The organism is methanotrophic endosymbiont of Bathymodiolus puteoserpentis (Logatchev), assembly GCF_900128525.1.
GTDB lineage: Bacteria > Pseudomonadota > Gammaproteobacteria > Methylococcales > Methylomonadaceae > Methyloprofundus.
Window position 1 is genome coordinate 1 of record NZ_FQTQ01000049.1, and the last position, 24,164, is coordinate 24,164.

A 24,164-nucleotide genomic window follows, 5' to 3' on the forward strand; every position below is an offset into this window, starting at 1 on the left:
CCGCAGTGCACTTCGGATTGGCGAATTTCCCTGTCGCCTACTGCGGACTAAAAATCATCACTTCGCTATCGCTCCGTTTCCCTGATTTTCAGCGAGCGAGTTGCCTAATCAGTATATTGAGGTTTATTTGTGTTCAGAAACTATATTATTTAATTGTTTTTCTACTTTAAGGTAAAAAGTCTCGTCGTAATTTTTAGGTACTTCAAAATTGGCTTGTTTCTCTTTATCACTAATCGTTGCCCATCTTTTTGAGCTAGCAAATAAGGTGTTCCCAAAAAATGATAATGTTTTGATATTTAAAGCACCAGCAAGGTGCATAGGTCCAGTCGATGTACTAACAAAGACAGCACAAGAAGAGATTAATTTACAAAAATCTACTAATGACCTTTTTGAATCTATTAGTTCAGCAGTAAAATCAATATTATTTTCTATATATTGTTTGCTATCAGCATCATCAGGGCCAAAAGTAAAAATCACTTTTACATTTTCTTTTTTAGCAATGGACTTAGCAAGCCTTAAATAATCATCAAGCTTTAAATTCCCTTCACTACTGCCGCCAAAACCAGGATGAAAAGCAATAATTTTTTGTTTAATTTCGGCCTTATCTGGCTGTACAAATAGCAACGGTCTATCAAATAAACAATTTATATCTGGATCAAGTAATTTTAATAGCCCGATATTATACTGCCACTCAGTTTTTTCAACTTTACTTCGTTTTTGCTTTATTGTTTTATTAAAAAAAAATTGAGCTAATTTAGTTGCAGGTGAAATTCTTGTTTTTATATGAGATAAAAATAAAGTAACGCCTAATTTATTATCAATGAAGCAAGAAATACTAACATCTATTTTTCTATTCTTAATTTCACTAATATTTTTATATAAATTATCACTATATAAAATAACATCATCTATATAGTTTATTGAGCAAGCTAAGTCATAGTTTATTTTAGAAACCATAACGATAACTCTATTATTAGTGTTATATTTTAATATTTTTAATAAAGGTAAAACGGTAATAAAATCACCAATTTTGTCATGCCGAGTTACTAATACATTCATTATTTTACAGTTTTATTTTTTTCATATAACTTCATATGCTTATAAAAAGTAGTCGCCATATGAGAAAAAGCGATGATCAAGCCAGGATAGCCATCTAAAAAACCCATTTTTATAAAATATGTCTTAAAAAATGCAAAATTTGAATTTAAAATTGCTTTTAAAGGAGAGCTTTTCTTTTTTCCAGCATTATCATTTGCATATAACGTAGAATAGCGATCTAATTTTATAATAAAGTCTGTAATAGTTGAATAGGGGTAATGTTTTATTGGGTCGCTAAAATGTATTATATTAAATCCATCTGATATGATACTTTCGTGTACATTTTTATTCGTAAAGGCCGTCAAATTTTTATTATATAGCCTGGTAATAATATCATTTCCCCAGCAATGTTTTATTTGAACATTTTTATAAAAATTCTCGCGTAAAATAGTGTAGATATTATCTGTATTTAGCGTTATTTTTTTTAGTTTTTTTATGAAATCTTCAGATAACACCTCATCGGCATCCAGTGAAAGAACCCAATCATGCTTTGATAAATTGGCTGCTTTATTTTTTGTTGCTCCGAAACCTAAAAACTCCCCCTGAATAAGGTTAACATTGCTGTATTTCTTAGCTATTTCATTCGATTTATCAGTGCAGCCATTACTATAGACAACAATATCATCGAAATCTGCTAAGGAATCTAAAGTGTCTTTAATTGTTAGTTCTGCATTTTTGACTATTATCACACAGGAGATATTCTTTATTTTTGTATTAGTCATATTTTAATCATTGATTAATGCTAGTGACGGTGTCAAATTTGCAAGCGTTAAGCTTTATTATTGTAACCGTTTACATATTCCCTAAATTGCATATAAAAATATTGTCATCTCTGAAGTTTTTTATCAAGAGCCTCTACTAACAGCATGCAGGAACAAACGAGTTGAAAAATAGCTTACCTCTCTTGTTCATAAGGGGCGTGTGGTTACACATTATTAATGGATACTCTCTGATGTTTGACACAGATCATAGTTGGCTATGACCTGTATGATATTAAACTTGAAGCCTAAAGAATATGGGATAATACCTAATAAATAGATTATAGCATCTTACCTAATGACCCTAAAATACATAGAAAAAATATTACGCGCTAAAGTTTACGATGTTGCTGAAGAAAGTCCTTTGGATTTCGCTCTGGTCTTATCAGAGCGTATTAATAATCAAGTTTTTTTGAAGCGCGAAGATTTGCAGCCAGTTTTTTCATTTAAATTACGTGGCGCTTATAACAAAATTGCTTCTTTAACTGAGCAAGAAAGAAGTCATGGTGTGATTGCGGCATCAGCCGGAAATCATGCGCAAGGTGTGGCTTTATCGGCTAAAAAACTAGGCATAAAATCTTTAATTGTTATGCCTAAAACGACACCTGAAATTAAAGTGAATTCAGTCCGTGCACGCGGGGCAAAAGTTATTCTATTTGGTGATGCTTTTGATGATGCTTATGCTCATGCCAAAACATTAGCAAAAGAAAAAAAAATGACCTTTGTACATCCTTATGATGACCCAGAGGTTATTGCTGGACAAGGTACTGTGGCGATGGAAATTTTACGTCAAAAAACGGATGCTATAGAGGCGATTTTTGTTCCTGTCGGTGGTGGTGGTTTAATTGCAGGTATTGCTGTTTATGCCAAATTTGTACGTCCTGATATTAAAATCATCGGCGTTGAGCCAGATGATTCTAATTGCTTACAACAAGCATTAAAAGCGTGTAAACGGGTCACACTAAAACAAGTTGGTTTGTTTGCTGATGGTGTCGCCGTAAGGCAGATTGGTAAAGAGCCGTTTCGTTTGGCGAGAAGTTTAGTCGATGAAGTGATGACTGTCAGTACCGATGAAATTTGTGCTGCAATTAAAGATATTTTTGATGATACACGCTCTGTGCCTGAACCTGCTGGAGCATTAGCAATTGCAGGATTAAAGAAATATGTTGAGCGAGAAAAAATTAGCGATAAAGCTTTAGTTGCAATAGAAAGCGGCGCTAATATTAATTTTGATCGTTTACGTTATGTTGCCGAGCGCGCGCAAGTCGGTGAGCATAGAGAAATTTTGTTGGCGGTAAAGATTCCTGAGCGCCCCGGTAGTTTTTTAGCTTTCTGTAAGTTTTTAGGCAAGCGTAGCATTACTGAATTTAATTATCGTTATTTTGATGACAGTAGCGCACAAATATTTGTTGGCATCACGAGCAGTGGTGATATCAATGATAAGGTTGATATCATTGGTCAATTAGAAGGCCAAGGTTTTATTGTTACGGATATGACGCACAATGACCTCGCGAAAGAGCATATTCGCTATATGGTTGGTGGGCATGCACCTTGTGAGTTAAATGAAATTACTTATAGCTTACAGTTTCCCGAGCGTCCGGGTGCTTTATTGCGCTTTTTAACTTCTTTAGGGAGTCAGTGGAATATTAGCTTATTTCATTATCGTAACCATGGCTCAGCTTTTGGCAGGGTATTGATTGGCGTACAGATTGCAGCACCTCAAAAAATAGCCTTGCAGTTATGTTTCGAAGCTTTAGGTTTTCGTTATACAGAAGAAACTAATAATCCAGCGTATCAATTATTTAGTGGTGGGCAGGGTTAAACCATTGGGCGTTGTTAAATAGGCTAAAGTGAGCTAGAGGAAAGGCTGGCTGATGATTACGCCACCAATAACGATCAAAATACTTGGGAGTAAAGCAATATGTTTATCCATTCACTACCGATCTTTTTTGCTTATATACAATTAGGAACACCGCTAGATTTACTATTAATCGCTTTGCTGGTTTACATTGTTGTCTATTTAACGATGCCGATTATAGAGCCCGTCAAAGAGCAGGAATGTATAGCGTTGAAGGGGCTTTCATTCTATAGGTACTTACTTTACTCTTGGCTTGGTTCGCTAAAATTATGGGTCGTTTTCTGGCCATTTTTCATTCTGCTTAATGTCAGTTTATACTTTACTGATAGGCTCGCAATGCAAGGTAATTTCACTGTATCCAGTTGGGATGAAGTTCATTTTATTCTGTTAACCCCCGCTATTTTTTGGACGCTTTGCGTATGGCGTAATTCCTTTAATACAAAATCACGATTTAGTGCTGCCGGCGCACGATTTATGACTTTTGCCGTGTTTTTTGAGTATGCGTTAAAATTAGTGATCCGCGATGATTACCCGCGTATTTTTTTCGCCTGTCAGGATATTATGCTGGATTATGCCTCTTGTTTTTAGCTTAGCCTGCGAAAATAGTGATTAACCCCGATACTCTTCATAATATTTGTATATTTCAAATGCTTACATATTTAAATTTGTAAGCAGGGTTAAGCCTAAGAATTATTGGCGCTATGATTCCTTTAAGGTAACGGTAACTAATTGCTTTTTCTGCTCTTCACTAAGCTCACAAATATGTGAACAATCGAGTTTATGAATCGCGATACCGTGTCCATGCGTGATAAAGCCGATAACATCATCGCCTTGCTTTGGGTTACAGCAGCGTGCGAAATGAGTCAAAATATTATCGTATCCAGCAACGGTAATTTCTATTGAATGTGTTTTAGTCGAAGACTTTTTCTTAGCAGGTACTTTTTTAGGATGCTCTTTAAGGGCTTGCAGCGCCTGACTTAATTGCTTGCTAGTAATTTCTTTACGGCCTAAAGCAACAAATAGCTTATCTATATTTGTTAAGTTAAACTGTTTCAATAAGCAGCTTAAATAAGATTTATTTAAGCCTAAGCGCTTCACTTCTTTTTCTAATGTTTTCTGGCCAAGTAAATTATGCTTGTCTTTATTTTGTTGGCTAATCCACGTTTTAACTTTTTGAATAGCGCTGGGAGTCTTTAAATAAGCTAAATTCGGATCTATCCAATTAGGGTTAGGCGCGATATCATGGTTTGTTAAAACCTCAACTTGTTCGCCGGTTTGCAAACGATAGGTTAAGGGAACAATACGCCCATTCACCTTAGCACCGCGACATCGGTGTCCTATATCAGTATGAATCGCGTAAGCAAAATCTAAGGGTGTCGCGCCCTTTACTAGGTCAATTAATTCTCCTGCTGGCGTTAATATATAGACACGATCACAAAATAGTTCAGTACGAAAATTTGTTAGTAAGCTGTCGTTTTCTGTTTCCTCTAGTAGTCGGCGCAGTGCAGCGATGCTTTTTTCTGTTGCAATATCTTGATTACTACCTTCTTTATAGCGCCAATGCGCAGCGACACCTAGTTCTGCAAAATCATGCATGTCTTTAGTACGTATTTGTACTTCTATGCGATTTGCATCCTCTGTTAAAATAACGGTATGTAAAGATTGGTAACCGTTATTTTTAGGGTTGGCAATATAGTCATCAAACTCTTTAGGAATGCTTTTCCAGTGCTGATGTACTAGCCCCAAAACTTCATAACATTGTGTTGTTTCATTAACGATGACACGTACTGCTAATAGATCATATAGCTCATTTATAGGTAGCTGTTTACGCTGCATTTTTTGCCAAATGCTATAAATATGTTTAGGCCGACCTTTTATATCTGCTTTAATACCAGAGGATTTTAGTCGTTCTTGTAATAGTAAAATAAACCCATTAATGCAAGCTTCTCTATTGATACGCTTATTTTCTAAGGCTTTAGCAACAGAAAGGTAATGACTTGGCTCCAAATAGCGAAATGCATAATCTTCCAAGGCCCATTTTAATTGTCCAATTCCGAGGCGGTTAGCAATAGGTGAATAGAGGTCTAAAGTTTCTTGCGCAATAAAATGGCGCATTTCTTCAGTTTCTTGAGGGAGTTTTTTTAAGCGCGCTAAACGATAGGCAAGCTTGATTAAAATCGCACGAATATCATCAGCGGTAGACAATAACATGCGCCTCAGTATCTCAACTTGAGACGTTTTAGTGGCAATATTTTTAGAATAAATATTCAGCCGATTAAGTTCTTTAACATTGGCCACTAAACTTGCAACAGTGCTACCGAATTCTTCTTGAATGGCATAATCAACCAAGCGCCAATCACTTAAAATTGCTGCTAATATCGTTTCTAAATCAACATTAAGTGGCAATAAGTTTAATGCAACATCAAGGCCATGCGGTCGTTGAGTTTCGGTATCAGGCAAGTGATCGACTAAGGCAATTGCCTGATGAATTAACACATTTTCAGTTGCTGAGAAACGCGTAAAAATATCTTGTTTTACAGGTAAATAGCTAGGCATACGGATAAAGGTGGGCTATAAACCCACCCTCTATTTGCTTATAGTTGATTTAGAACGCGCTCAGCCGCATCAATAGTAGCAGTAATATTGGCGTCACTATGCGCCCCTGAAACAAAGCCGGCTTCAAAGGCAGATGGCGCAAAATAGATACCTTCGTTTAACATGCCATGAAAAAACTGTTTAAATAGTTCTTGGTCACAGCGCATAACCTGCTCAAAGGTACTAATATGATCTTCTTGAGTGAAAAATAGGCCAAACATGCCACCTACGACATTAATTGACATACCAATATTTGCGGCAATTGCTTTAGCTTGTATACCTTCCGCTAGAGTGCGAGTTTTAGCGCTTAATTGCTCGTGAAATTTTGATGCTGATAACAACTCTAAAGTTTTGTAACCTGCTGCCATCGCGACAGGATTCCCAGATAAAGTGCCTGCTTGATAAACAGGGCCTACGGGTGCCAAAGAACTCATGATTTCATGCGCACCACCAAAAGCACCAACCGGCATCCCACCACCAATAACTTTACCTAAAGTCGTTAAATCCGGCTTAATATTATATAGCCCTTGCGCACAGTGTTTATCCACGCGAAAGCCAGTCATGACCTCATCAAAAATCAATAATGCACCATATTGATCACACACAGTGCGCAATGTTTCTAAAAAACCTGGGGCGGGTAAAATGCAGTTCATATTGCCTGCGACAGGCTCGACAATAATCGCTGCAACTTGCTCGCCAAGCTCAGAAAAGGCTTGTTTGACGGCATCACTATCGTTATAAGTCAAAGTGATCGTATCTTTAGCTACTGCAGCAGTCACTCCTGGAGAGCTTGGAGTGCCAAGGGTTAAAGCCCCTGACCCCGCTTTAACCAATAATGAATCAGAATGACCGTGATAACAACCTTCAAATTTTATTATTTTATCTCGCTTGGTATGACCTCGTGCCAAGCGAATAGCACTCATGGTTGCCTCAGTTCCTGAACTGACCATACGTATTTGCTCGATAGAGGGTACTAATTTACATATTTTTTTCGCCATCAAAGTTTCCAGTTCGGTTGGCGCGCCAAAACTTAAACCTTTTGCTGCTGTTTCATTGACCGCATGCAATACATCTGGATGTGCATGACCAACAATCATAGGCCCCCATGAGCCAACATAATCTATATATTGCTTATCTTCAGTATCATATAGATAGGCCCCCTTTGCTCGATCAATATAAACAGGCGTTCCACCTACGCCACCAAAAGACCGTACTGGAGAGTTCACGCCTCCGGGAATAACAGTTTTGGCATCTGCAAATAAAATAGCGGATTTAGTCATATATACCTCTAGTTTAAAAATAGGCTTACGCAAACTAGCGTAAGCTTAAAGCTGGACATAGCGTAGCCGCTAAATACCAGGTCATTCGATTTATTAGCAAAAAAAATCGGCATCTTTCATTTTTCAGTTTACACGTTAAGTGGGCGTGGCTTTAGCCGCGATAGTCGTATGAGCTACCGTAGCTAAAGCCACTCCCACTTAACCTATTAAATAAGTACTAAAAGTGTAAACTACTTGTAGCATATATGAAAGATGCCAAAAAATATTACTCTTTGTATTCAAAAAAATATAAAGTATCTATTATTATTTTAGTTCGTTATATTGCAGAACAAAATACCATAACTAAGGTCTTATTATGCAAATTAAATTTTACTTACTCCCTATCTTTGTAGTGGCTGGCCTGGCACAAGGCTGCTCTTTTTCCGCTAGTTCGGGCAGTCTTTCGGATAGTTCAAAGAGCCTATCTGATTCTGTTAGCTCAATCATTAGTAGTCCTTCATCGTCATCTAAAGATGCAGATAAAGACTACCAAATTCAAATTATGGACTATACCACGGCTTATCTCTCAACAGCAGGGTTTGAACGTGCAGCTTATGCTCAAGGGATCTCTGAAATTGCTATCGAAGCGGGCATTAGCAACTGGGAAGATGATGAAAATACCCTAATCGGTATTGGTCGTGCATTGAAAAAAGCCAAATTAACTGGGAGTGTTTACGAAACTTATAAGAAGAGTTTAGCAGACTCTAAGGAAAGCAGAATGCTAATCATCCAAAAAGGTTATGATCAGCAGTAAGGGCAGCTGTCGGGCGGACTTTCGTTCGCCCCTGATTGTTCCATCCCTTTTATATCTACTTCTTAATTTATATTGTGCGCAAAACCTTTATGCCCAAGCGGTAAATTATATTTATATTAACGCCAGTGAAGGCACCGCTAGCGGTGGTCATACAGCACTCCGTTTCGGCAAGGAAACGTACCATTTTCAGCACTTTCCTGGCGGTATCATTCGCTTGGTTAAGCAGGCTAGCTCAAGTTTTGACTTCCAATATCGATATTTAGAAAATAGAACCCTTTATCAAACCAACATAGAGCTTGAGCCTAAACAATACGCCCAGTTACGTGATCACTTTAATCTGCGTTTTTTACTGCAAAAACAGCAAAATAGCTTACTTAAAGAAGTCCAGTTAAATCTAGCTCTATTAGAGCCAAAATCGACTGATTTCAGCACGTTATTGGCTATTCGTGGCGCGGGGTTATTTAGCCAAAATGCTTATACCACAAAAACAGATTTGTTTAATAACCAAGAAATTAATGCACAGATAAAGTCTAGACTAGGAAGTACATTTTTAACGCAAAAAACCATTCAACTGCAACAAAAATTAGCTAAAATTAAACCGCAGCCTTGGCTTGAAAGCGCCTTACATTTAAGCAAAAACACCTTTATATCGGTGCCTTATTCATTTGCTCAGCAATATATTGATACCGTTAGCCAACTATTGTTCCTACAAATTCTAGAAAATAACAGCCCATTAAACAAATCCAGCTATTTTTCTCCTAAACATCAACTATTTTCACTATCTGATGTAGAAATTGAGAAATTAGCGCAATTACAGGCTAATTTAATCGATAACTTGTTTAGTCTACTAAACTCAAAACGGCCTGATTCAGGCAATGCTGCATTGATATTATATGCACGAATTATCAGCCTTTCTTATTCGATTAATTCCGGTCACTGGGTGTTCTTAGATACTTATGCAGACAACAGCCCGAGTATTACTTATGCTGAAGTAGGCGCCTATAAAGCCGCTTTTAAAGCCCAGCAGCAAGATGCTTTAAGCTCAATTACTGAAATAAAACAGCAACTTTTTAGCCAACAAGCTATTACTGAAAAAGATTACAGCCATTTTGAACGATTGAGTAATTACTACTATGAGCGTGAACGTGGATTAAATAAGCGGCAAGAAATCAGAACCTCCGGCGAACAAAGATTACCCTCAAAATCAGCATCTTTGCCCATATACCTACTGCCAAAATTAAACGCTCAAGAAGTAGAAACAGCAAAAACTAGAATAATAAATTATCAGGCTAATCTTACTCAGCAAATACAAACACTTTATCCGTATGATTTATTTACGCACAACTGCGTCACTGAAATTTTTTCAGCCATCCAGAACGCTCAAGTCAATGCAGTGCCGTTAGTTAACTTACTAAACGGTATAAATACAGACCCTACGGCTTTTATTCCCTATTTATCCTTTGCCAATATAGCAGAGCAACACAGCCAGCAAATATTGGCCTCTTTTCGAGAGCAACAATTAGAGAAAATGTATGCCCAAGAAAATAATCTACGCGTTTACCTACGGGAATTTAACACCCTGAGCGCTCAAGATTATAAATTTAATAAACTCGATGCGCCCTTTCTGCTTTTTACTAATGAACAAGTCTGGTCACGCCCGCTATTCGGTACGTTAAATTTAATTACCGCGGCTAGCATGGGAATTTATGGCAGTTTTATTTGGCCATTTGATGCGGGAGAAAACTTAAAAAAAAGTGCTATGGGTATCTTAATGAGTTTGCCTGAATTAGCTTTTTTTAATATCCGTAAAGGAACTTATAAGCACCTAGCCTTTCCAGTGAGTGCTGATTAGACGTTGATGGTACACGTAGATATAAAAGTATAAATAGTAGTATCTGGATCAGGTTTTAGGTTCTGTCATTATGAGAAATATTTGTGGGAGGGGCTTATAGCCGCGATTTCATACGCTAATTTTACGAATGACTTATATCAAACTCACTAATATCAACGTTATCAATTTGTTCAGGATCAAGGAACTTCTGTGCGTATTCTAAGTAACAACCACTGCTTAGAAATAAGTGAAATAACTCAGGATCGATATGCTGATCTTTTGCCATGTGGCTCATAATGCGAAGTGCTGCACTAAGTGGTTTGGATTTTTTATAGGGGCGGTCAGAAGCCGTTAACGCTTCAAAAATATCAGCGATAGCCATTATGCGTGCATATCTGCGGTAGTTAAGCGTTTTGGATAGCCTGTGCCATCCATTTTTTCATGATGGCTGCCAGCCACTAGAGGCACATCCGCTAAATGCTTAGGGTAAGGTAGATTTTCCAGCATGATAATCGTTTGTACAATATGGTCATTGATTTTGAAGCGCTCTTCTTTAGTCAGCGTGCCTTTTTCAATGCTTAAATTATACAGTTCACCGCGATTATATTTGTACTCAGGCACATCAAGCTTGAATCCCCAAGGGTTGTCCTGTGGAATTTTATCGCCTGCCTCACGTTCAATAATATGTTCGGCTTTGTCAGCTAATAATTTTTCTTGTACAGGGAGTGTTTTCGCTGCTGTTTTTTGCTGACGTTAGCTCTCTTCCCAAGATACACCGAGGCGATCATCTAAAGTTCTCTCCCAGGTGTATTCGGCAATCTCTGTAAGGTGTTGAATTTTTTCTGGAGCCATGAATTCTCCACCTTCATTACATTCAGCAATAAAGGCGAAATCATCATCTAACTGTTGTAATTTAGATTCTAAATTAATACGTAGAGAATCAGGGTCAGCTCCTTTAGATATTTGCTGCCAATAGTCAATTTCCGCATCTCTTTTTAGTACTTCAACGCACATTCTAATCTCATGAATCCGGTCATAGATAGTTTCTAATTTAGTGGATTTATCGACCACATATTCTGGTGTAGTCACTTTTCCACAATCGTGCAACCAACTTGCGATATGCAGTGATTCCCACTGATCTGCATCAAGCTCAAATTCTTTATAAGGCCCTGTCGTGCTATTGCAGGCAGCTTGAGCGATTAATTTGGTAATTTCAGGGACTCTAGCACAGTGACCACCGGTATAAGGTGATTTAGAGTCAATGGCACCGGCAATTAGCTTAATAAATGAAGCGAGCAAGGCTTTTTGCATCATCAGCAATTGCCGGCTTTCTAAAGAAACTGCGGCAAAGTCTGATAGTTGCTGTACGAAAGCTAAATGCTCTTCATTGTTCTGGTTATTACTCTGCTTTTTGTAAAGTAGACATAATAAGCCAATAGTTTCTTCATCTCTATTACGTAGTGGTAGAGCTATGATTTTAACGGCATCAGTCTCTAGTTTATCGAGCAAAGGGTTTAATGGGTTGGGCTGGTCTGCTGACAGCTCTATTTGACTGCTTTCTTTTTTCTTTAAGGCTTGTGCCAGCTCATTGTCTTCGCTGAAAGGAATTTCTGGAAGGTCGTTAAGATTTTTAACATCCAGTGTGCCCATGTGCATAAAACTAGGTTTTAAGCAGTGTTTCTGATCGTCATAAAGATAAGTTAAAGCGGCATCAGCTTGGCTAATTTGGGTGGTTTGTTGCGTTGTACTCTGTAATAAATCATCTAAGTTTTGTTCGCCAGCAAGTGAGTGAATAAGCGAGAGAAATTGGCTGATGGTGCTTTTCATCATTGTCATCGCGACAGCAAGCTCTTCTACTTCAGTAATAACGGAGCGAGTTGTAATGGGGCTACTGAAATCAAAACGGCTAATGAGACTGGCTTCGCCTGCTAAATAGCGAATAGGATTGGATATTTGTCGAGCAAATAGCCAAATAATCGGGATGGCGATTAAGATAATAATGGCTGCTAGAAGTATTGATTGATCGCGGATTTTGATCGCTGTACTTAATAATTCATCTTCTGGGGAAACCATTAAGACAAAAAGGTTAAGCCCTTCTGGTATGTTCATCTCGCGTATCGCTCCGAGCCACTTTTGCTGATCGAACATAAAATTAAGCGGTTGCGAGACAAGTTGCAAATCTTTACTCAAAAAGGCAAGCACATCACTGCCTAGCTCATCGAGTTTAGCTATTTTAAAGTTGTTCTCTGTTGTTTCAATAATAAGGCGATTAATATCGCCATAAACCAGTGCATCGCCATTTTTCTCGAAAACAACAATTTTGGTATTGGGTGTGATTGTATTTTGTCTAAGGGTGTTAGATAGTTGGCCTAGTGTTACATCTGCAGCAATAACAATACCTTTAGTGGGTGCTTGCAGTGTTAGCGTTGTACCGACTTGGCGAATAAAATAAAATAAATACGGGGCAGTAGAGCTGGCAGCAGGCTCTTCTAGTGCTTGTGTATACCACACGGTCGAATACGTGGATCATAGCTTGTTTCAACCGCTGGGTCTCGGCTCAGCTCTAACAACTGGCTAGTATAGAAAATTCTGACTAAGTTGCGCTGGCCGTGTGCATTGGTACTGATATTATCCACCACAAAAGCTGCGTCTTGAGGTGTATTAAAGGTCTGGCGTAGAAGGTCAGAATTAATCGGGCGTAGAATAAAGTAATCGCCATTTGGGTAAGCAATTTGAATAGCCGATAATTTATCTTCATTGTGTAATGCCGTGCTGAATAAAGGTAGTGATTTTAGTCGTTCATCTAAAGAGTTTGCTTGAGTAATCGGAGATAGCGCTAATAGGCTAATGCTTTGGTTGGCTGATTTAAGTAAGCCGCCAAAATTGAAAGTAAGCTCTCGATTGATTTGTTCGAAAACTAGATCACCACCGGCAATAAGAAGTTCTGATGTTTTGCTGTAGTGTTGCCAGCTGAGTGCTGCACCAAATATTAACGTAAGGCTAATAAATAATGAGCTAATGGTGAAGTGTAGTGAGTATGAGTTGTGCTTTTTTGCTGGCATAAGTCAAATTTCTTGAAAAAAGATTTGCTGCGCTTAGAGCTGTCTTTTGTGTTGCTAAGGAGTGCACATTCAATAAGTTTCGAAACTTTAGGTTATGAAGCACTGCCAGCCCCCAAAGGACTGGTAGTGCTTTGGGATATTATTAAATTCTGATTGCTAAGGTAGCGACACAAGTCTAAAAGCTTTCTCCTGCGGGAGAAGGTTGGGTGAGGAGGTTGTAAGCGCATGATTTTATTCGTTTTCTCCAACCCTCTCCAGTAAGAGAAGGCTTAAGTCAACTGCACTAAGTAGGAGAGAGCGCGCGTAATCAAGCGAGTTTATGCCTGAGTATTGCTATTTTCCATATAATTTAACCACTGGGTAGCAGATTTTCTCGTTTTTTTGTATTTTCTAGCTTTTTGAAATGCGCTTTTAGCTGCAGACAATTGCTTTGTTTCATAAAGACTCATGCCTAATAAAATATAAGCTTCACCAGGATTCTTTAACTCTCCTTTGCTTAGGGCTTTATTGATTGCTTTAATTGCATTATGCCAATGCTCTTGCTCAACATGAATACGGGCTAGCTGTAAATATAGCCTACCTTTTTTATTTAAGGCAGAAGCTTTTTCGAGCGCTGTAATCGCTTGTTTATATTCTCTTGCATTAGTCCATGCATTCGCTAACAGTTCCCAATGAGCTGAGCTTTTTTTGACCCGTTGACTGTCCAGTTCTTTGCTTAATAAGTTTGCTGCTTGATAGGGCTGTTTATTGTATATATATAAATTAAACAGCTGTAAAATTTGCGTTTCAGTTTGAAGGTAGCCTTTTTTGTAAGCGAGGTCTTGAATAATAAGTGCTTGCTTAAATTGACTTAATTGTTGGTAAACAGTTGCGAGTTGTAGCCAATAAGCTTTTTTATCTGGATAATTAGCGACTAGCTTTTTTAAAATACGGGCTGCAGCAGAGTAATTTCCTAATTCATAGTGCAAAGCAAGATTTAATTGAAACCAGCTTTCACGTGGTTTTTTTGATAGCTTAATGGCTTGTTCTATATAAGGTAAAGCTGTACGATATTGTTTTAATTGCGTATAAGCATTAGCCAGTAACACCAAAATTTGTTGATCTACACTTTTAGGGTTTTTTTGTACCCAGGGCTGTAAGACCTTAATGGCTTTTTGATATTGTTCACTAGCTATGTAAAGCTGCCCCAAATTAAGTAAGGCTTGCTGTTGCTGTTGCTCAGGTAAAGTTTGTGTAGCAAGGCATTGCTCTAATAATTTAGCTGCCCGTATATAATTATTTTCCAACGCATAAACAGAGGCCAAACTACGTAAAGCCAGTGCTTGCTCATAGCTTTTATTTTTTAATTCGGGAATTATTTTTTCTAGTTTTTTGCGTGCTTGTGGATAAGCTTGGCTGCTAATTAGCTTTTCGGCTTTAGTTAATTGCTTGTATAGCCACGGAGAAATGGGTGGGACTTTTTCGTCTGCCGCTTGTGCCGGTATGACAGTAAGTAATCCTAGGATGATAAGCACGACCTTTAGGCCTTGATGAATATAGTTTCTCATCGGGACAGCTTAAATTCTAAAGTTTGTACCGCACGTTGCTCTTGTGCTTCACCCGCGATAATAAGCGGTTTAAATTTCCAGCGTTTAATGGCTTTTAATGCAGCTCGATTAAAGACCGAACTTGGTTTTGCATCAATAACCACAGCATCTTTCACCGTTCCTTCTGTCGTAATCGTAAATTCAATTTTTACCCAGCCCTGGATGCGTCGGTTTGCTGCTCGCATGGGGTATTCTGGTGGGATTCTTACTAGAGGGATCACACTCGTACTAATAGCTCCGGCACCCATTTTTATATTCTGACCGCTGAGTATCGAGCCGCTAAAATTACTGTTTTGCAAGGGAATATCTAGGTTTGGTACATCCATATCTAGTGCAGTCACTTTAGACACTTGGGCGGTATAAGCCTGCATCTTTGGTGGTGCAGGGCGTTTTTTAGGTTTAGGCGGGTTGGGTATTCGCCTTTCTTTGGTTTGAATTTGTGAGTCTTGTTTTAAGCGGACAAATTCAGTCATGTGCACATTATCGGTTTTCTTGAAGCTTTGCTGATTATTCATCACCATATATTGCATACCCCAAAACAGTGCAAGCGCAATAATAACTCCTGAAAGCAAAGAGAAGGCAATACGAATCACTGTGATTCCGATTGTGTAGCGATAGAGGCATTCATAATACCCGCTAAACGAATTTGATCCATAACTTGAACTAAGACGTAGGTTTTAGCCTCTCTATCAGCAGCAATAACAACAGAACCTAAAGGGTTTTCTGCATGTAAGCGGGCAACATTAGCACGAACCGCGCGGATATCAACTTGACGTTTATCAATCCAGATATCGCCGTTGGGTTTAATGCCGACAATAATATTGCCTTGCTCTTTAGTCTCTGCCGTTTTTGCGCTAGGGCGGTTAACGTCTATCCCTGACTCTTTAACGAATGAGGTTGTGACAATAAAGAAAATTAGCATGATAAAGACGATATCTAACATCGGTGTCATATCGATATCAGCACTTTGATCAACGGAGGAACGGCTACTTCTACGGCGCATAATGAGTATCAGGTAATTAATGATATTTTAATAAATCAGCCAGATGATGCGATTCATCACTGACACGCTCTTCGATAAGCTTACTGAAATACAGTCCAGATATGGCAATAACCATGCCTGCCATCGTGGTAATAGTGGCTTTAGAAATGCCTGATGCCATGGCACGAGCATTGCCATTACCTGTGACTGACATAACATCAAATACGTGAATCATACCGACAACAGTCCCTAATAAACCAAGCATCGGACATAAAGCAATCAGCACTTTTATCAGGGGAACGCCTTTGTGCATTCGAATAAGGACCTCAGAAATTAAAGCTTTACGAATAAACAGGGCATGTGCTGAGCTTTTGTCTTCACGTTGATTCCAGCTTGCAATACATTGAGCGCGTATTTTCGGGTACAGTTGCTTAAAAAATAGCAGACGTTCAATAATTAAGCACCATAAAATAATTGCCACAGCTAAAATCAGCCATAATACATCACCGCCCGAATACAGGAAATTGTTAATGTCTTCCAGGAATTCTAGTTGTTCAGACATTATTTACCTGCGCGACGGCTCATGATACCAGCACTTTGCTCGTCTAAAATTTGTACTAAAGTACGGCTACGCGAAGCGAGCAAGTTATGTATAAATAATAATGGCATAGCGACACTCAAACCTAGCATGGTGGTAACTAGGGCTTGGGAGATACCACTTGCCATTAATTTTGGATCGCCTGTACCAAATAAGCTAATCGACTGGAAAGTTGCAATCATCCCGGTTACTGTGCCTAATAAACCTAATAAAGGTGCGACAGCAGCCAAAAGTTTTATTAGCGATAAGCCTTTTTCTAGCGCAGGAACTTCTCGGGTAATCGCTTCATCAAGTACTAGTTCAAGGGTCTCTATATCTTGTGTGGAGCTTTGTTCGGTGGCACTTAAAATGCGCCCTAGTGGGTTGTCATTGCTTGCCGTAGGATTGTTGATTTGTTTTTGTATTTTACTCTCAGTCAGCATCAAAATAATTAAGCGTATTAATGCATAGGTAAAGCCTAACCCACCTAAAACCAAAATAATATAGCCGATAACACCACCTTGATCAATGCGTTCTTGCGTATTAGGGGTTTGAATAAGCATACTAAGTAAGACACCGCGAGTTGGGTCGATAGCGATAGGCATTTGACCTGAAGTAGCTTGACTAAAGGGGATGACAAAATCAAGGTATTTGCTTGCGGGTTGGCGTGCTAAGGTCACTAGCATTTCTGTTTCTGGTGAGTAACGTAAATACTTGCCTTGCGCTAATGCGTTGAATGCACCGATCCGAATCACTTCTGCTTCTTCGCGGTTACCATTTGCAGACTCAATAGTACGTTTAAAACGAACAACTTTACCAGTTTCAGTCATTTCATGCTGCAATGTAAACCATAAGGATTCTAACTGCTCTATCGTGGGTAGAGCTTTGCTATTGATGATGCTATCTAGTTTTTCAGTACGATTTGGATACTGAGCGGAAACCAGTGAGCTTAATAAATCTACGTTTAAATCACCTGCAGCTTGGCGAGCAACACCGAATAACTCACCTAATTCACCACTGCTTTCTTTAAGTTGTGTTTCTAGCTTACTGAGCAACTCTTCATTGCTTTGTAAGTGAGCTTTTAATTGTATGCTGAGCTTTTCTTGTTTGCTTAATTGGGCTTTAGCGGCATCTAATAGCTGTTGTTGCGTTTTTTTCTCGGCAAGAAACTGGGCTTCACGTGCACGATTAATTTTGCGTTCAATCGATTGGCTTTGTTTTACATCGCGTAAGAGCTGATCTAGGTTTTGATATTCTGCCCAAGTATTGTTTGATTGTAAAAAAAGCAAGAAAAAATAAAGAGCTAATCTCATTGCACTGCCTCCGATGCTGCAGAAACAGGTAATGTTAATAGGTCGGGTGCTGCTTCTTTGCGTGCAATGCGCAAGCCGTAGCGTATTGCATTGCGATATTTATTGGCTAAAGGTTCCCAGCGTTTTTCAGTTTTATTCCAAAAACCAGTCTCACTTGCATCAAGGCGCTGATAATACAAAGCAATACGACCAAGACGTAAGAAGTCTACTGAGCTAATAACACCATTTAATTCAATATTGGCGCGGTAAGCTTCTATGGTATTGCCGTAATTATTTTCGATTTGATAAGCTTCAATAAGGCGACGGAACTTTTCTGCATTAGTTACGTCCGCGCGGGTCATCATGCTTTTTAAGCTGGCAATACGTTGTTGACGTTCTTTGGGTAAAAAGGGTAAATCAAGTTGGACAAATTGTTCCAGGCTAGTTTGCATATTTAAAATCAGTGGCACAATTTCTCGCTGCGTAATTTCAATTTCTTGCAGCTGTTGTTCTAAAGAGGCTTTTTCTGCCTCCTGAGAATCGAGTAAGTCTTTTAAATACGCATTGTAAGTAAGTAAGGTTTTTGTTTTGTGTGTGATTGATCGATACTGCTCTAACATTTTACGCGTACGGTCATCTAAGGTATTAATTTTAGACTGAGATTTAACTGCACTAGTGTGCATTGCAGCTTCTGTATTTATGGCTTGCGAAAGAGGGTTGGCATTAGCAAATAGTGTACACAGGCTTAATGCCGTGGAGAGGATAATCAGTTGAAGCTTACGAGATAAAAAAAGCATAGACGAGGAGGGCCGCTGATAAAGAAAATTCTTGAAACTTTAGCATATTGAGAATAAAGCGCAATAGGCCATTTGACATATAAATAGAACCTGAGCAGTGTGTTTTTGTGAAATATGCTGCCCAGGTTTTGTACGAGTACAATAGTTCCAAAATAAGCTATGAAACTATAAGGCCAGTATGCTTTAAAAGCAAGCGGTCTTAAGTCGGAAATAGCTATGAAGGGTATGCTCGCACACCTTTAAACCGAAAGGTACGCATTGCGTAGCCTGTCGCAATGTTCCGCCTTAATGTATAAGCCTATAATTATAAGGAATCACCAATAGTGCGTTGATAAAAAGGCCATTTTTTAACATGTAAATACTGTCTTATAGGTGATTTAATAATTGATACGCATAAGGCAATCGAAAATAAACACCAAACGGCTGCAAACTCATTTGGGTCGTCTGTTAATGCATCTGAAAGTATTGGGCCAACCAGAAGATGGAACAGAACAAAGCGATATGAGCCATAAAGGAATGGCATGTAAAAGCCGATCCAAAGATAAACAAAGCCATGTAAGCCACCTTCAAATCCTGGTAGCCATGAGACCGGCGGTGACATAATGTCATTTAACGGTATCTGCCATGCAATATGCCATGCGCCAGAAGTTGAGCATATTTGTGTGCCACAAACTGCTTCGGTACCAATAACGCACAGTCCGGCCCATGCAAATGGCATCATTTTAACAATCATTGCCAATGCAGCAACTGCACACAAAGTATATACTGTCGTCCTGATTTTTAACTTAACGCTTTCAGGGATAAAGTACATTGCCACCATATTAATGAAAAAGGGTTGAAATGCAATGTGTAGATAACCAAAGAGCGTCAGTACCTGGTTGGTGGGCGAGTTACATTCATCAATATAAACATAAGTGGCAGCTTGTAATAATTCCATTAACGCAAAAAAAGTTAATGGAATCCAAAGTTCTTTGGACTCTCTTTTAGAGGCAACATAGACAGCTGTTCCTAGTCCAATTGTTGCTAAAACTGCGGATGCTTCTCCACTCCAACACATACCAAACCTCAAATAAATTATTTCTTTAAAAGCGAAAGGCTGAGTACTGTCAAACGATTGCTTTGACTTGCTCAGCCCTTTAGAGAACTATTAAGTTTTACCTAATAGCTTTGTACTATGCTTACGTAAGCTATAAAGCATCACCGACTGTACGTTGATAGTAAGGCCATTTTTTTACATGTAAATATTTTCTGATGGGTGATTTAATAACTGAAACGCATAAAGCAATAGAAAATAAGCACCAAACCGCTGAAAATTCATTAGGATCATCAGTTGTTAAATCGGCAATCATAGGGCCGATTAAGTAATGAAAGCCAACAAAGCGCCATGACCCATAAATAAGGGGTAAATAAAATGCTATTAAAATATAGACAAATCCATGTAAGCCCCATTCAAATCCAGGTAGCCAGGAAACAGGTGCGGACATAATGCCATTTAGTGGCATTTGCCAAGCAATATGCCATGCGCCTGAAACGGAGCAAATTTGCTCGCCACAGAAACCTTCTTGACCAATATTACATAAACCTGCCCATGCGAAAGGGAACATTTTTACAATCATTGCTAAAGCGGCAACGGCGCATAAAGTATAAACTGTGGTTCTTATTTTTAGTTTGACGCTCTCGGGGATAAAATACATTGCCACCATATTGACAAAGAACGGCTGAAAGGCTATATGAAGATAGCCAAATAGTGTCAGTATCTGATTTTGCGGGGAACTACAGTCGTCAATGTAGACATAAGTCGCTGCTTGTAACAGTTCCATTAATGCAAAATAGGTTAATGGAATCCATAATTCCTTAGACTCCCCTTTTAGTGCAACATAAGTTGCTGTTGCCAGTCCAACAGTAGCTAAAACCCCAGACGCTTCCCCACTCCAACACATATCTAAAGACCCCTCGTAAAATATTATTATTTTTTTGTAAAACTTATTAATTATACCTTATTCTATCGAGTCAAAACTTATATTGTTGTGCTATTTTAGAGCATTGGGGTTTTCTTGGGTAAGGAGTGCTTAAGAAAGGGTAGGCATAAAAAAAGCAGCTATAAGCTGCTTTTTTTAAGGATAAGAGTTATTCTTTTTGCGGCTCAAAATTACGAAATTCTTTGCCAGTATAAACTTGCCTTGGCCGGCCAATTCGCTGTCCGGGTTCTGCCATCATTTCTAGCCAGTGAGATACCCACCCAGATGTACGGGCAATGGTAAACATTACTGTAAACATATCAACCGGAATATTTAAGGCTTTATAAATAATGCCTGAATAGAAATCGACATTCGGGTAGAGTTTTTTCTCGACAAAGTACTCATCTTTTAATGCGTACTCTTCCAGAGCTAAGGCAAGTTCAAATAGTGGATCATTGCCCGGCAGTTGTTCAAGAACTTCATAACACGCTTTGCGAATAATGGTGGCTCGAGGATCAAAGTTTTTATAAACGCGATGTCCGAAACCCATTAAACGGAAAGGGTCGCTTTTATCTTTAGCTTTTGCTATGTACTCAGGAATCCGATCGACTGAACCGATTTCTTCTAGCATGCTTAATACAGCTTCGTTAGCACCGCCATGAGCCGGCCCCCAGAGAGCGCCAATGCCTGCCGCAATGCAGGCATAAGGGTTAGCGCCTGTGCTACTCGCTAAGCGCACAGTAGAGGTGCTAGCATTTTGTTCGTGATCTGCATGTAAGATAAATAAAAGGTTCAATGCCTTAACAGCAATGGGGCTAATATAGTTATCTTTGTCAATATACTTCTGTGAGGGCAGGGAAAACATCATATTAAGGAAGTTTTCGCAATAACTCAGGTCGGCACGCGGATAAACAAAAGGAAAACCAATCGAGTGACGGTGACAAGCAGCAGCAATAACTGGCATTTTTGCCAGCATGCGCATTGCTGATATACGACGATGCTCAGGATCGTCCATATTTAATTCACTATGATAAAAAGCAGATAAAGAGCCAACAATTCCAACCATCATAGCCATTGGGTGGGCATCATAATGGAAACCATCAATAAAGTTACGCATTGCTTCATGAAGCATCGCGTGCTGCCCAATTTCGTGTTCAAATTCTGCTTGTTCAGTTTTGTTTCCTAACTCGCCATTCATTAATAAATAGGCGACTTCAAGAAAGGAACAGCTTTCAGCTAATTGGTCTATAGGGTAGCCCCTATACAATAAGACACCTTGCTCGCCGTCAATGTAGGTAATTGCACTTTTGCAACTCGCTGTTGACATAAAGCCGGGATCAAATGTAAATAGGCCCATTTTCTTATTTAGCGTGCTTACATCAACAACAGGCGTACCAATAGTTCCCCTAAGTAAAGGAAAATCAGCTTCCTTGCCTGTGGAGTTATCTTTTATGGTGAATGTGTCTTGTGTCATTGATTATTTCCTGATGCTTGATTGTGCAACAAAGAATATAGCTTATTTGCTATAACGCTTACGGAATTTATCTACACGACCAGCAGTATCAACTACGCGTTGTTTTCCCGTATAGAATGGGTGGCAAGCAGAACATATCTCAATATGTAAATCTTTACCTAATACTGAGCCTGTTAAAAACTCGTTACCACAACCGCAAGTAACAGTGATTTGTTTATATTCTGGGTGGATTTCTGGTTTCATAATGACCTTTAATACGTCTAAAATTCGACTAATATACAATTTTGAACAGAGTATAATACTTCTTTAATAAAGTATCTGCAAGAGATGAATGCTTTTATCTGAATAGTAACACGTATTAAACGAGTTATTCCCAATTTTTGAAAAATTAGTGACTGTAATGCAGGTATTTATTTACGAATAGTGAGGTGCTGTTTAATTTAATTTCTGAGATTTGTTAAGTTGTTCTAAGTTTAAGTTAATAACCATCATTACTTGTCGTCAGATCCTTGACTATATGTAAAAATAAACTAATATCAAAACATTAGCATCTCTACTTAATTAAGGATCTTTCTATGGTACCTAAAAGAAATATTGTGGCATACAGTGTTCTTCTTTTTCTGCTCTCACCCCCAGCCTTTTCGAAGTTGTTTGATCTTGGTCGAGGTAATAATGGAAATGCGTCGCCTGCAGTAATAGAGACACCGACTTCACCTGATGTAAAAGAAACACCGGCCCCTCTTATTGCAAAAGAAGATTTTGCGACCATCGTTGCAAATAAAGAGCCTGAAGTCACAGGAAACGTTTTAGATAACGATAGTAATGGGGATTTTGCAACATTGACTAGCTCCGTTGTAGGTAAGTATGGCTATATTATTTTTAATAATGATGGTAGCTTTTCTTATGCACTTGATAGTAACTCTCCTGAGGTTATTGCTTTAAAAGCGAGAGAGCTTGTTAGCGACCGGTTTACTTATAGCTATTCTGATAAGCTTGGTAATAGCGTTTCTTCGGCTTTAAATGTGAGGATTATTGGTAATCCAGTTGACGGTAGTGGTAATACTATATTTAAGCAACCAGAAAATTCTCCTTTTGATAATGTTGATATAGAATTTAATAACCGGTCTGCACAGGCGACACCACTAAATTCTGCGCTAAATATTAAAGGCCACTTATACAAATCGAGTGATAAAGATTGGTATAAAATACCGAGCAATGGCAATGAATCATTGATTTTTGAAGTTTGTCCGCAAGGCAGTAGCTGTTTTGGGCAAAAAAGTTGGGTTTTATATATTTTTGATAGTAGCCTGTTGACTACGGCTATGGAAGAAAGGGTTTATCAATTTAGTCGTTGGCTTGATGAGACTGGAACTACTGAGGATTTGTCAGGGAATACAATAATAAGCTCAGGGGCTGGAATATCTAACCATATGTATTTGGCTTATAGGAAAGGTTTCTTTGATGGCGCTCTTATTGGTGTTGTGGATCCATGTTTTGGTAGTTTAAATACTGTCGAAGTGGGCTTACCAGTCAACCCGAATAATGCAGATGGTACGCCTGTTCTAGATAATGCTGGTAATCCTCTTAAGCCCCAAGATTATCTTATTGCGATTTCATCGCCTTTAAAAGGTGATGGAGTGGGTGATTGTGGTGTGGGTGATGTGGTGCTGAATAAAGCAGGTCGTTCAGCATTAGGGTCGGAGGCGCCAACCATTAAAGATAATGGTGATGGTACATTTAGCACTATTCCTGGTAAAGCAAAAACATATACAACCACAGAAGAATATATTGTCGTTGCACCTAATAGTGATGACCAGTACACTATAAAAGTAACAAGTACAGGAAGAAACCCTTTGTTATCAGCAGAAGCACAAAAATCATCTTCTGCGCTGAGTACTGCTGGTCGGACATTGAAAATACCCAAAATACGCATAGGCGAGCAGCTTTTTAGTGCTAATTTAGAATTAAGGTCTAGCGTAGCGGGGCAACCTTTGCTCTTTTCCGTTGCGGATATTGCGGCATTAGGTGCGGATGCGATTGCCGATGCATTTCAGGCAACTTATAACCCTAGTAATCAACAAGTTGTTTTCCCCCGGGTGACGGTGAGTGATACGGGTGATGCTTATTCGGTTATTTTACAGTACCATGTCGCAACTGCTAATACAGCCGCTTGGTTAGAGGTTGTTCAAGCAACGCTAATCCAGTAATCTCTCTTTTTGCCAC

The 24,164-nt window shown here is 38.8% G+C and carries 21 protein-coding genes and 1 pseudogene; 5 read left to right on the forward strand and 17 right to left on the reverse strand.

Going from position 1 to position 24,164, the window contains the following annotated elements; all coding sequences use genetic code 11:
• Positions 1 to 123 precede the first annotated feature (123 nt).
• Together BQ7314_RS02960 and BQ7314_RS02965 are read right to left on the reverse strand one after the other, a co-directional pair.
• Positions 124 to 1,059 (reverse strand): glycosyltransferase family 9 protein, encoded by a 936-nt coding sequence (locus BQ7314_RS02960; RefSeq protein ID WP_174482222.1) that lies wholly within the window; start codon positions 1,057 to 1,059, stop codon positions 124 to 126.
• Complete coding sequence (locus BQ7314_RS02965; RefSeq protein WP_174482223.1) at positions 1,059 to 1,820, reverse strand: glycosyltransferase family 2 protein; 762 nt, start codon at positions 1,818 to 1,820, stop codon at positions 1,059 to 1,061. Before BQ7314_RS02965 ends, BQ7314_RS02960 begins: the two co-directional genes overlap by 1 nt.
• Positions 1,821 to 2,154: 334 nt before the next feature.
• On the opposite strand from BQ7314_RS02965, the gene ilvA reads away from it, so the two are divergent.
• Both ilvA and BQ7314_RS02975 read left to right on the forward strand, forming a co-directional pair.
• Positions 2,155 to 3,678 (forward strand): threonine ammonia-lyase, biosynthetic, encoded by a 1,524-nt coding sequence (gene ilvA / locus BQ7314_RS02970; RefSeq protein ID WP_174482224.1) that lies wholly within the window; start codon positions 2,155 to 2,157, stop codon positions 3,676 to 3,678.
• Positions 3,679 to 3,777: 99 nt separating this feature from the next.
• Complete coding sequence (locus BQ7314_RS02975) at positions 3,778 to 4,302, forward strand: hypothetical protein (protein WP_174482225.1); 525 nt, start codon at positions 3,778 to 3,780, stop codon at positions 4,300 to 4,302.
• A 111-nt stretch (positions 4,303 to 4,413) separates the two neighbouring features.
• Here BQ7314_RS02975 and BQ7314_RS02980 read toward each other — a convergent pair whose 3' ends face one another.
• Positions 4,414 to 6,270 carry a RelA/SpoT family protein gene (locus BQ7314_RS02980; RefSeq protein WP_174482226.1) on the reverse strand — a complete coding sequence of 619 codons (1,857 nt, stop codon included), beginning with the start codon at positions 6,268 to 6,270 and terminating at the stop codon, positions 4,414 to 4,416.
• A 38-nt stretch (positions 6,271 to 6,308) separates the two neighbouring features.
• Positions 6,309 to 7,589 carry a glutamate-1-semialdehyde 2,1-aminomutase gene (hemL, locus tag BQ7314_RS02985; protein WP_174482227.1) on the reverse strand — a complete coding sequence of 427 codons (1,281 nt, stop codon included), beginning with the start codon at positions 7,587 to 7,589 and terminating at the stop codon, positions 6,309 to 6,311.
• 355 nt (positions 7,590 to 7,944) lie between these two features.
• On the opposite strand from hemL, the gene BQ7314_RS02990 reads away from it, so the two are divergent.
• Both BQ7314_RS02990 and BQ7314_RS02995 read left to right on the forward strand, forming a co-directional pair.
• Complete coding sequence (locus tag BQ7314_RS02990; RefSeq protein ID WP_174482228.1) at positions 7,945 to 8,382, forward strand: putative lipoprotein; 438 nt, start codon at positions 7,945 to 7,947, stop codon at positions 8,380 to 8,382.
• Complete coding sequence (locus BQ7314_RS02995) at positions 8,369 to 10,234, forward strand: hypothetical protein (protein WP_174482229.1); 1,866 nt, start codon at positions 8,369 to 8,371, stop codon at positions 10,232 to 10,234. Before BQ7314_RS02990 ends, BQ7314_RS02995 begins: the two co-directional genes overlap by 14 nt.
• Before the next feature lie 121 nt (positions 10,235 to 10,355).
• Here BQ7314_RS02995 and BQ7314_RS15975 read toward each other — a convergent pair.
• The 13 genes and pseudogenes from BQ7314_RS15975 to rpmE all read right to left on the reverse strand — a co-directional run bounded on the left by BQ7314_RS15975 (position 10,356) and on the right by rpmE (position 22,184).
• Positions 10,356 to 10,897, reverse strand: a pseudogene (locus tag BQ7314_RS15975) (HD-GYP domain-containing protein).
• 69 nt (positions 10,898 to 10,966) lie between these two features.
• On the reverse strand, positions 10,967 to 12,724 hold the full coding sequence (locus tag BQ7314_RS03010) for a GAF domain-containing protein (protein WP_174482232.1): 1,758 nt from the start codon (positions 12,722 to 12,724) through the stop codon (positions 10,967 to 10,969).
• A complete protein-coding gene (locus tag BQ7314_RS03015) occupies positions 12,703 to 13,275 on the reverse strand; it encodes a hypothetical protein (RefSeq protein ID WP_174482233.1) in 573 nt (190 codons plus the stop codon). The genes BQ7314_RS03010 and BQ7314_RS03015 overlap by 22 nt, the downstream gene beginning before the upstream one ends.
• Before the next feature lie 317 nt (positions 13,276 to 13,592).
• A complete protein-coding gene (locus tag BQ7314_RS03020; protein WP_174482234.1) occupies positions 13,593 to 14,822 on the reverse strand; it encodes a tetratricopeptide repeat protein in 1,230 nt (409 codons plus the stop codon).
• On the reverse strand, positions 14,819 to 15,454 hold the full coding sequence (locus BQ7314_RS03025) for an energy transducer TonB (protein ID WP_174482235.1): 636 nt from the start codon (positions 15,452 to 15,454) through the stop codon (positions 14,819 to 14,821). The genes BQ7314_RS03020 and BQ7314_RS03025 overlap by 4 nt, the downstream gene beginning before the upstream one ends.
• Positions 15,451 to 15,864, reverse strand: a complete 414-nt coding sequence (locus BQ7314_RS03030; RefSeq protein WP_174482236.1) for an ExbD/TolR family protein — start codon at positions 15,862 to 15,864, stop codon at positions 15,451 to 15,453. The genes BQ7314_RS03025 and BQ7314_RS03030 overlap by 4 nt, the downstream gene beginning before the upstream one ends.
• Before the next feature lie 16 nt (positions 15,865 to 15,880).
• Positions 15,881 to 16,405, reverse strand: a complete 525-nt coding sequence (locus tag BQ7314_RS03035; RefSeq protein WP_174482237.1) for a MotA/TolQ/ExbB proton channel family protein — start codon at positions 16,403 to 16,405, stop codon at positions 15,881 to 15,883.
• On the reverse strand, positions 16,405 to 17,733 hold the full coding sequence (locus BQ7314_RS03040) for a MotA/TolQ/ExbB proton channel family protein (RefSeq protein ID WP_174482238.1): 1,329 nt from the start codon (positions 17,731 to 17,733) through the stop codon (positions 16,405 to 16,407). Before BQ7314_RS03040 ends, BQ7314_RS03035 begins: the two co-directional genes overlap by 1 nt.
• Entirely contained in the window at positions 17,730 to 18,509 is a 780-nt protein-coding gene (locus tag BQ7314_RS03045; RefSeq protein ID WP_174482239.1) for a DUF3450 domain-containing protein, read from the reverse strand. The genes BQ7314_RS03040 and BQ7314_RS03045 overlap by 4 nt, the downstream gene beginning before the upstream one ends.
• Before the next feature lie 304 nt (positions 18,510 to 18,813).
• On the reverse strand, positions 18,814 to 19,566 hold the full coding sequence (locus BQ7314_RS03050; RefSeq protein WP_174482240.1) for a DUF5765 domain-containing protein: 753 nt from the start codon (positions 19,564 to 19,566) through the stop codon (positions 18,814 to 18,816).
• 130 nt (positions 19,567 to 19,696) lie between these two features.
• A complete protein-coding gene (locus tag BQ7314_RS03055; protein WP_174482241.1) occupies positions 19,697 to 20,449 on the reverse strand; it encodes a DUF5765 domain-containing protein in 753 nt (250 codons plus the stop codon).
• Between the two features lie 187 nt (positions 20,450 to 20,636).
• Entirely contained in the window at positions 20,637 to 21,941 is a 1,305-nt protein-coding gene (locus tag BQ7314_RS03060) for a citrate synthase (RefSeq protein WP_174482242.1), read from the reverse strand.
• A gap of 42 nt (positions 21,942 to 21,983) precedes the next feature.
• Complete coding sequence (rpmE, locus tag BQ7314_RS03065) at positions 21,984 to 22,184, reverse strand: 50S ribosomal protein L31 (RefSeq protein WP_174482243.1); 201 nt, start codon at positions 22,182 to 22,184, stop codon at positions 21,984 to 21,986.
• Between the two features lie 332 nt (positions 22,185 to 22,516).
• Between rpmE and BQ7314_RS03070 the strand changes: the two genes are divergently transcribed.
• Positions 22,517 to 24,148: a VCBS domain-containing protein gene (locus BQ7314_RS03070; protein ID WP_174482244.1), complete on the forward strand. Its 1,632-nt coding sequence runs from the start codon at positions 22,517 to 22,519 to the stop codon at positions 24,146 to 24,148.
• Positions 24,149 to 24,164 lie beyond the last annotated feature (16 nt).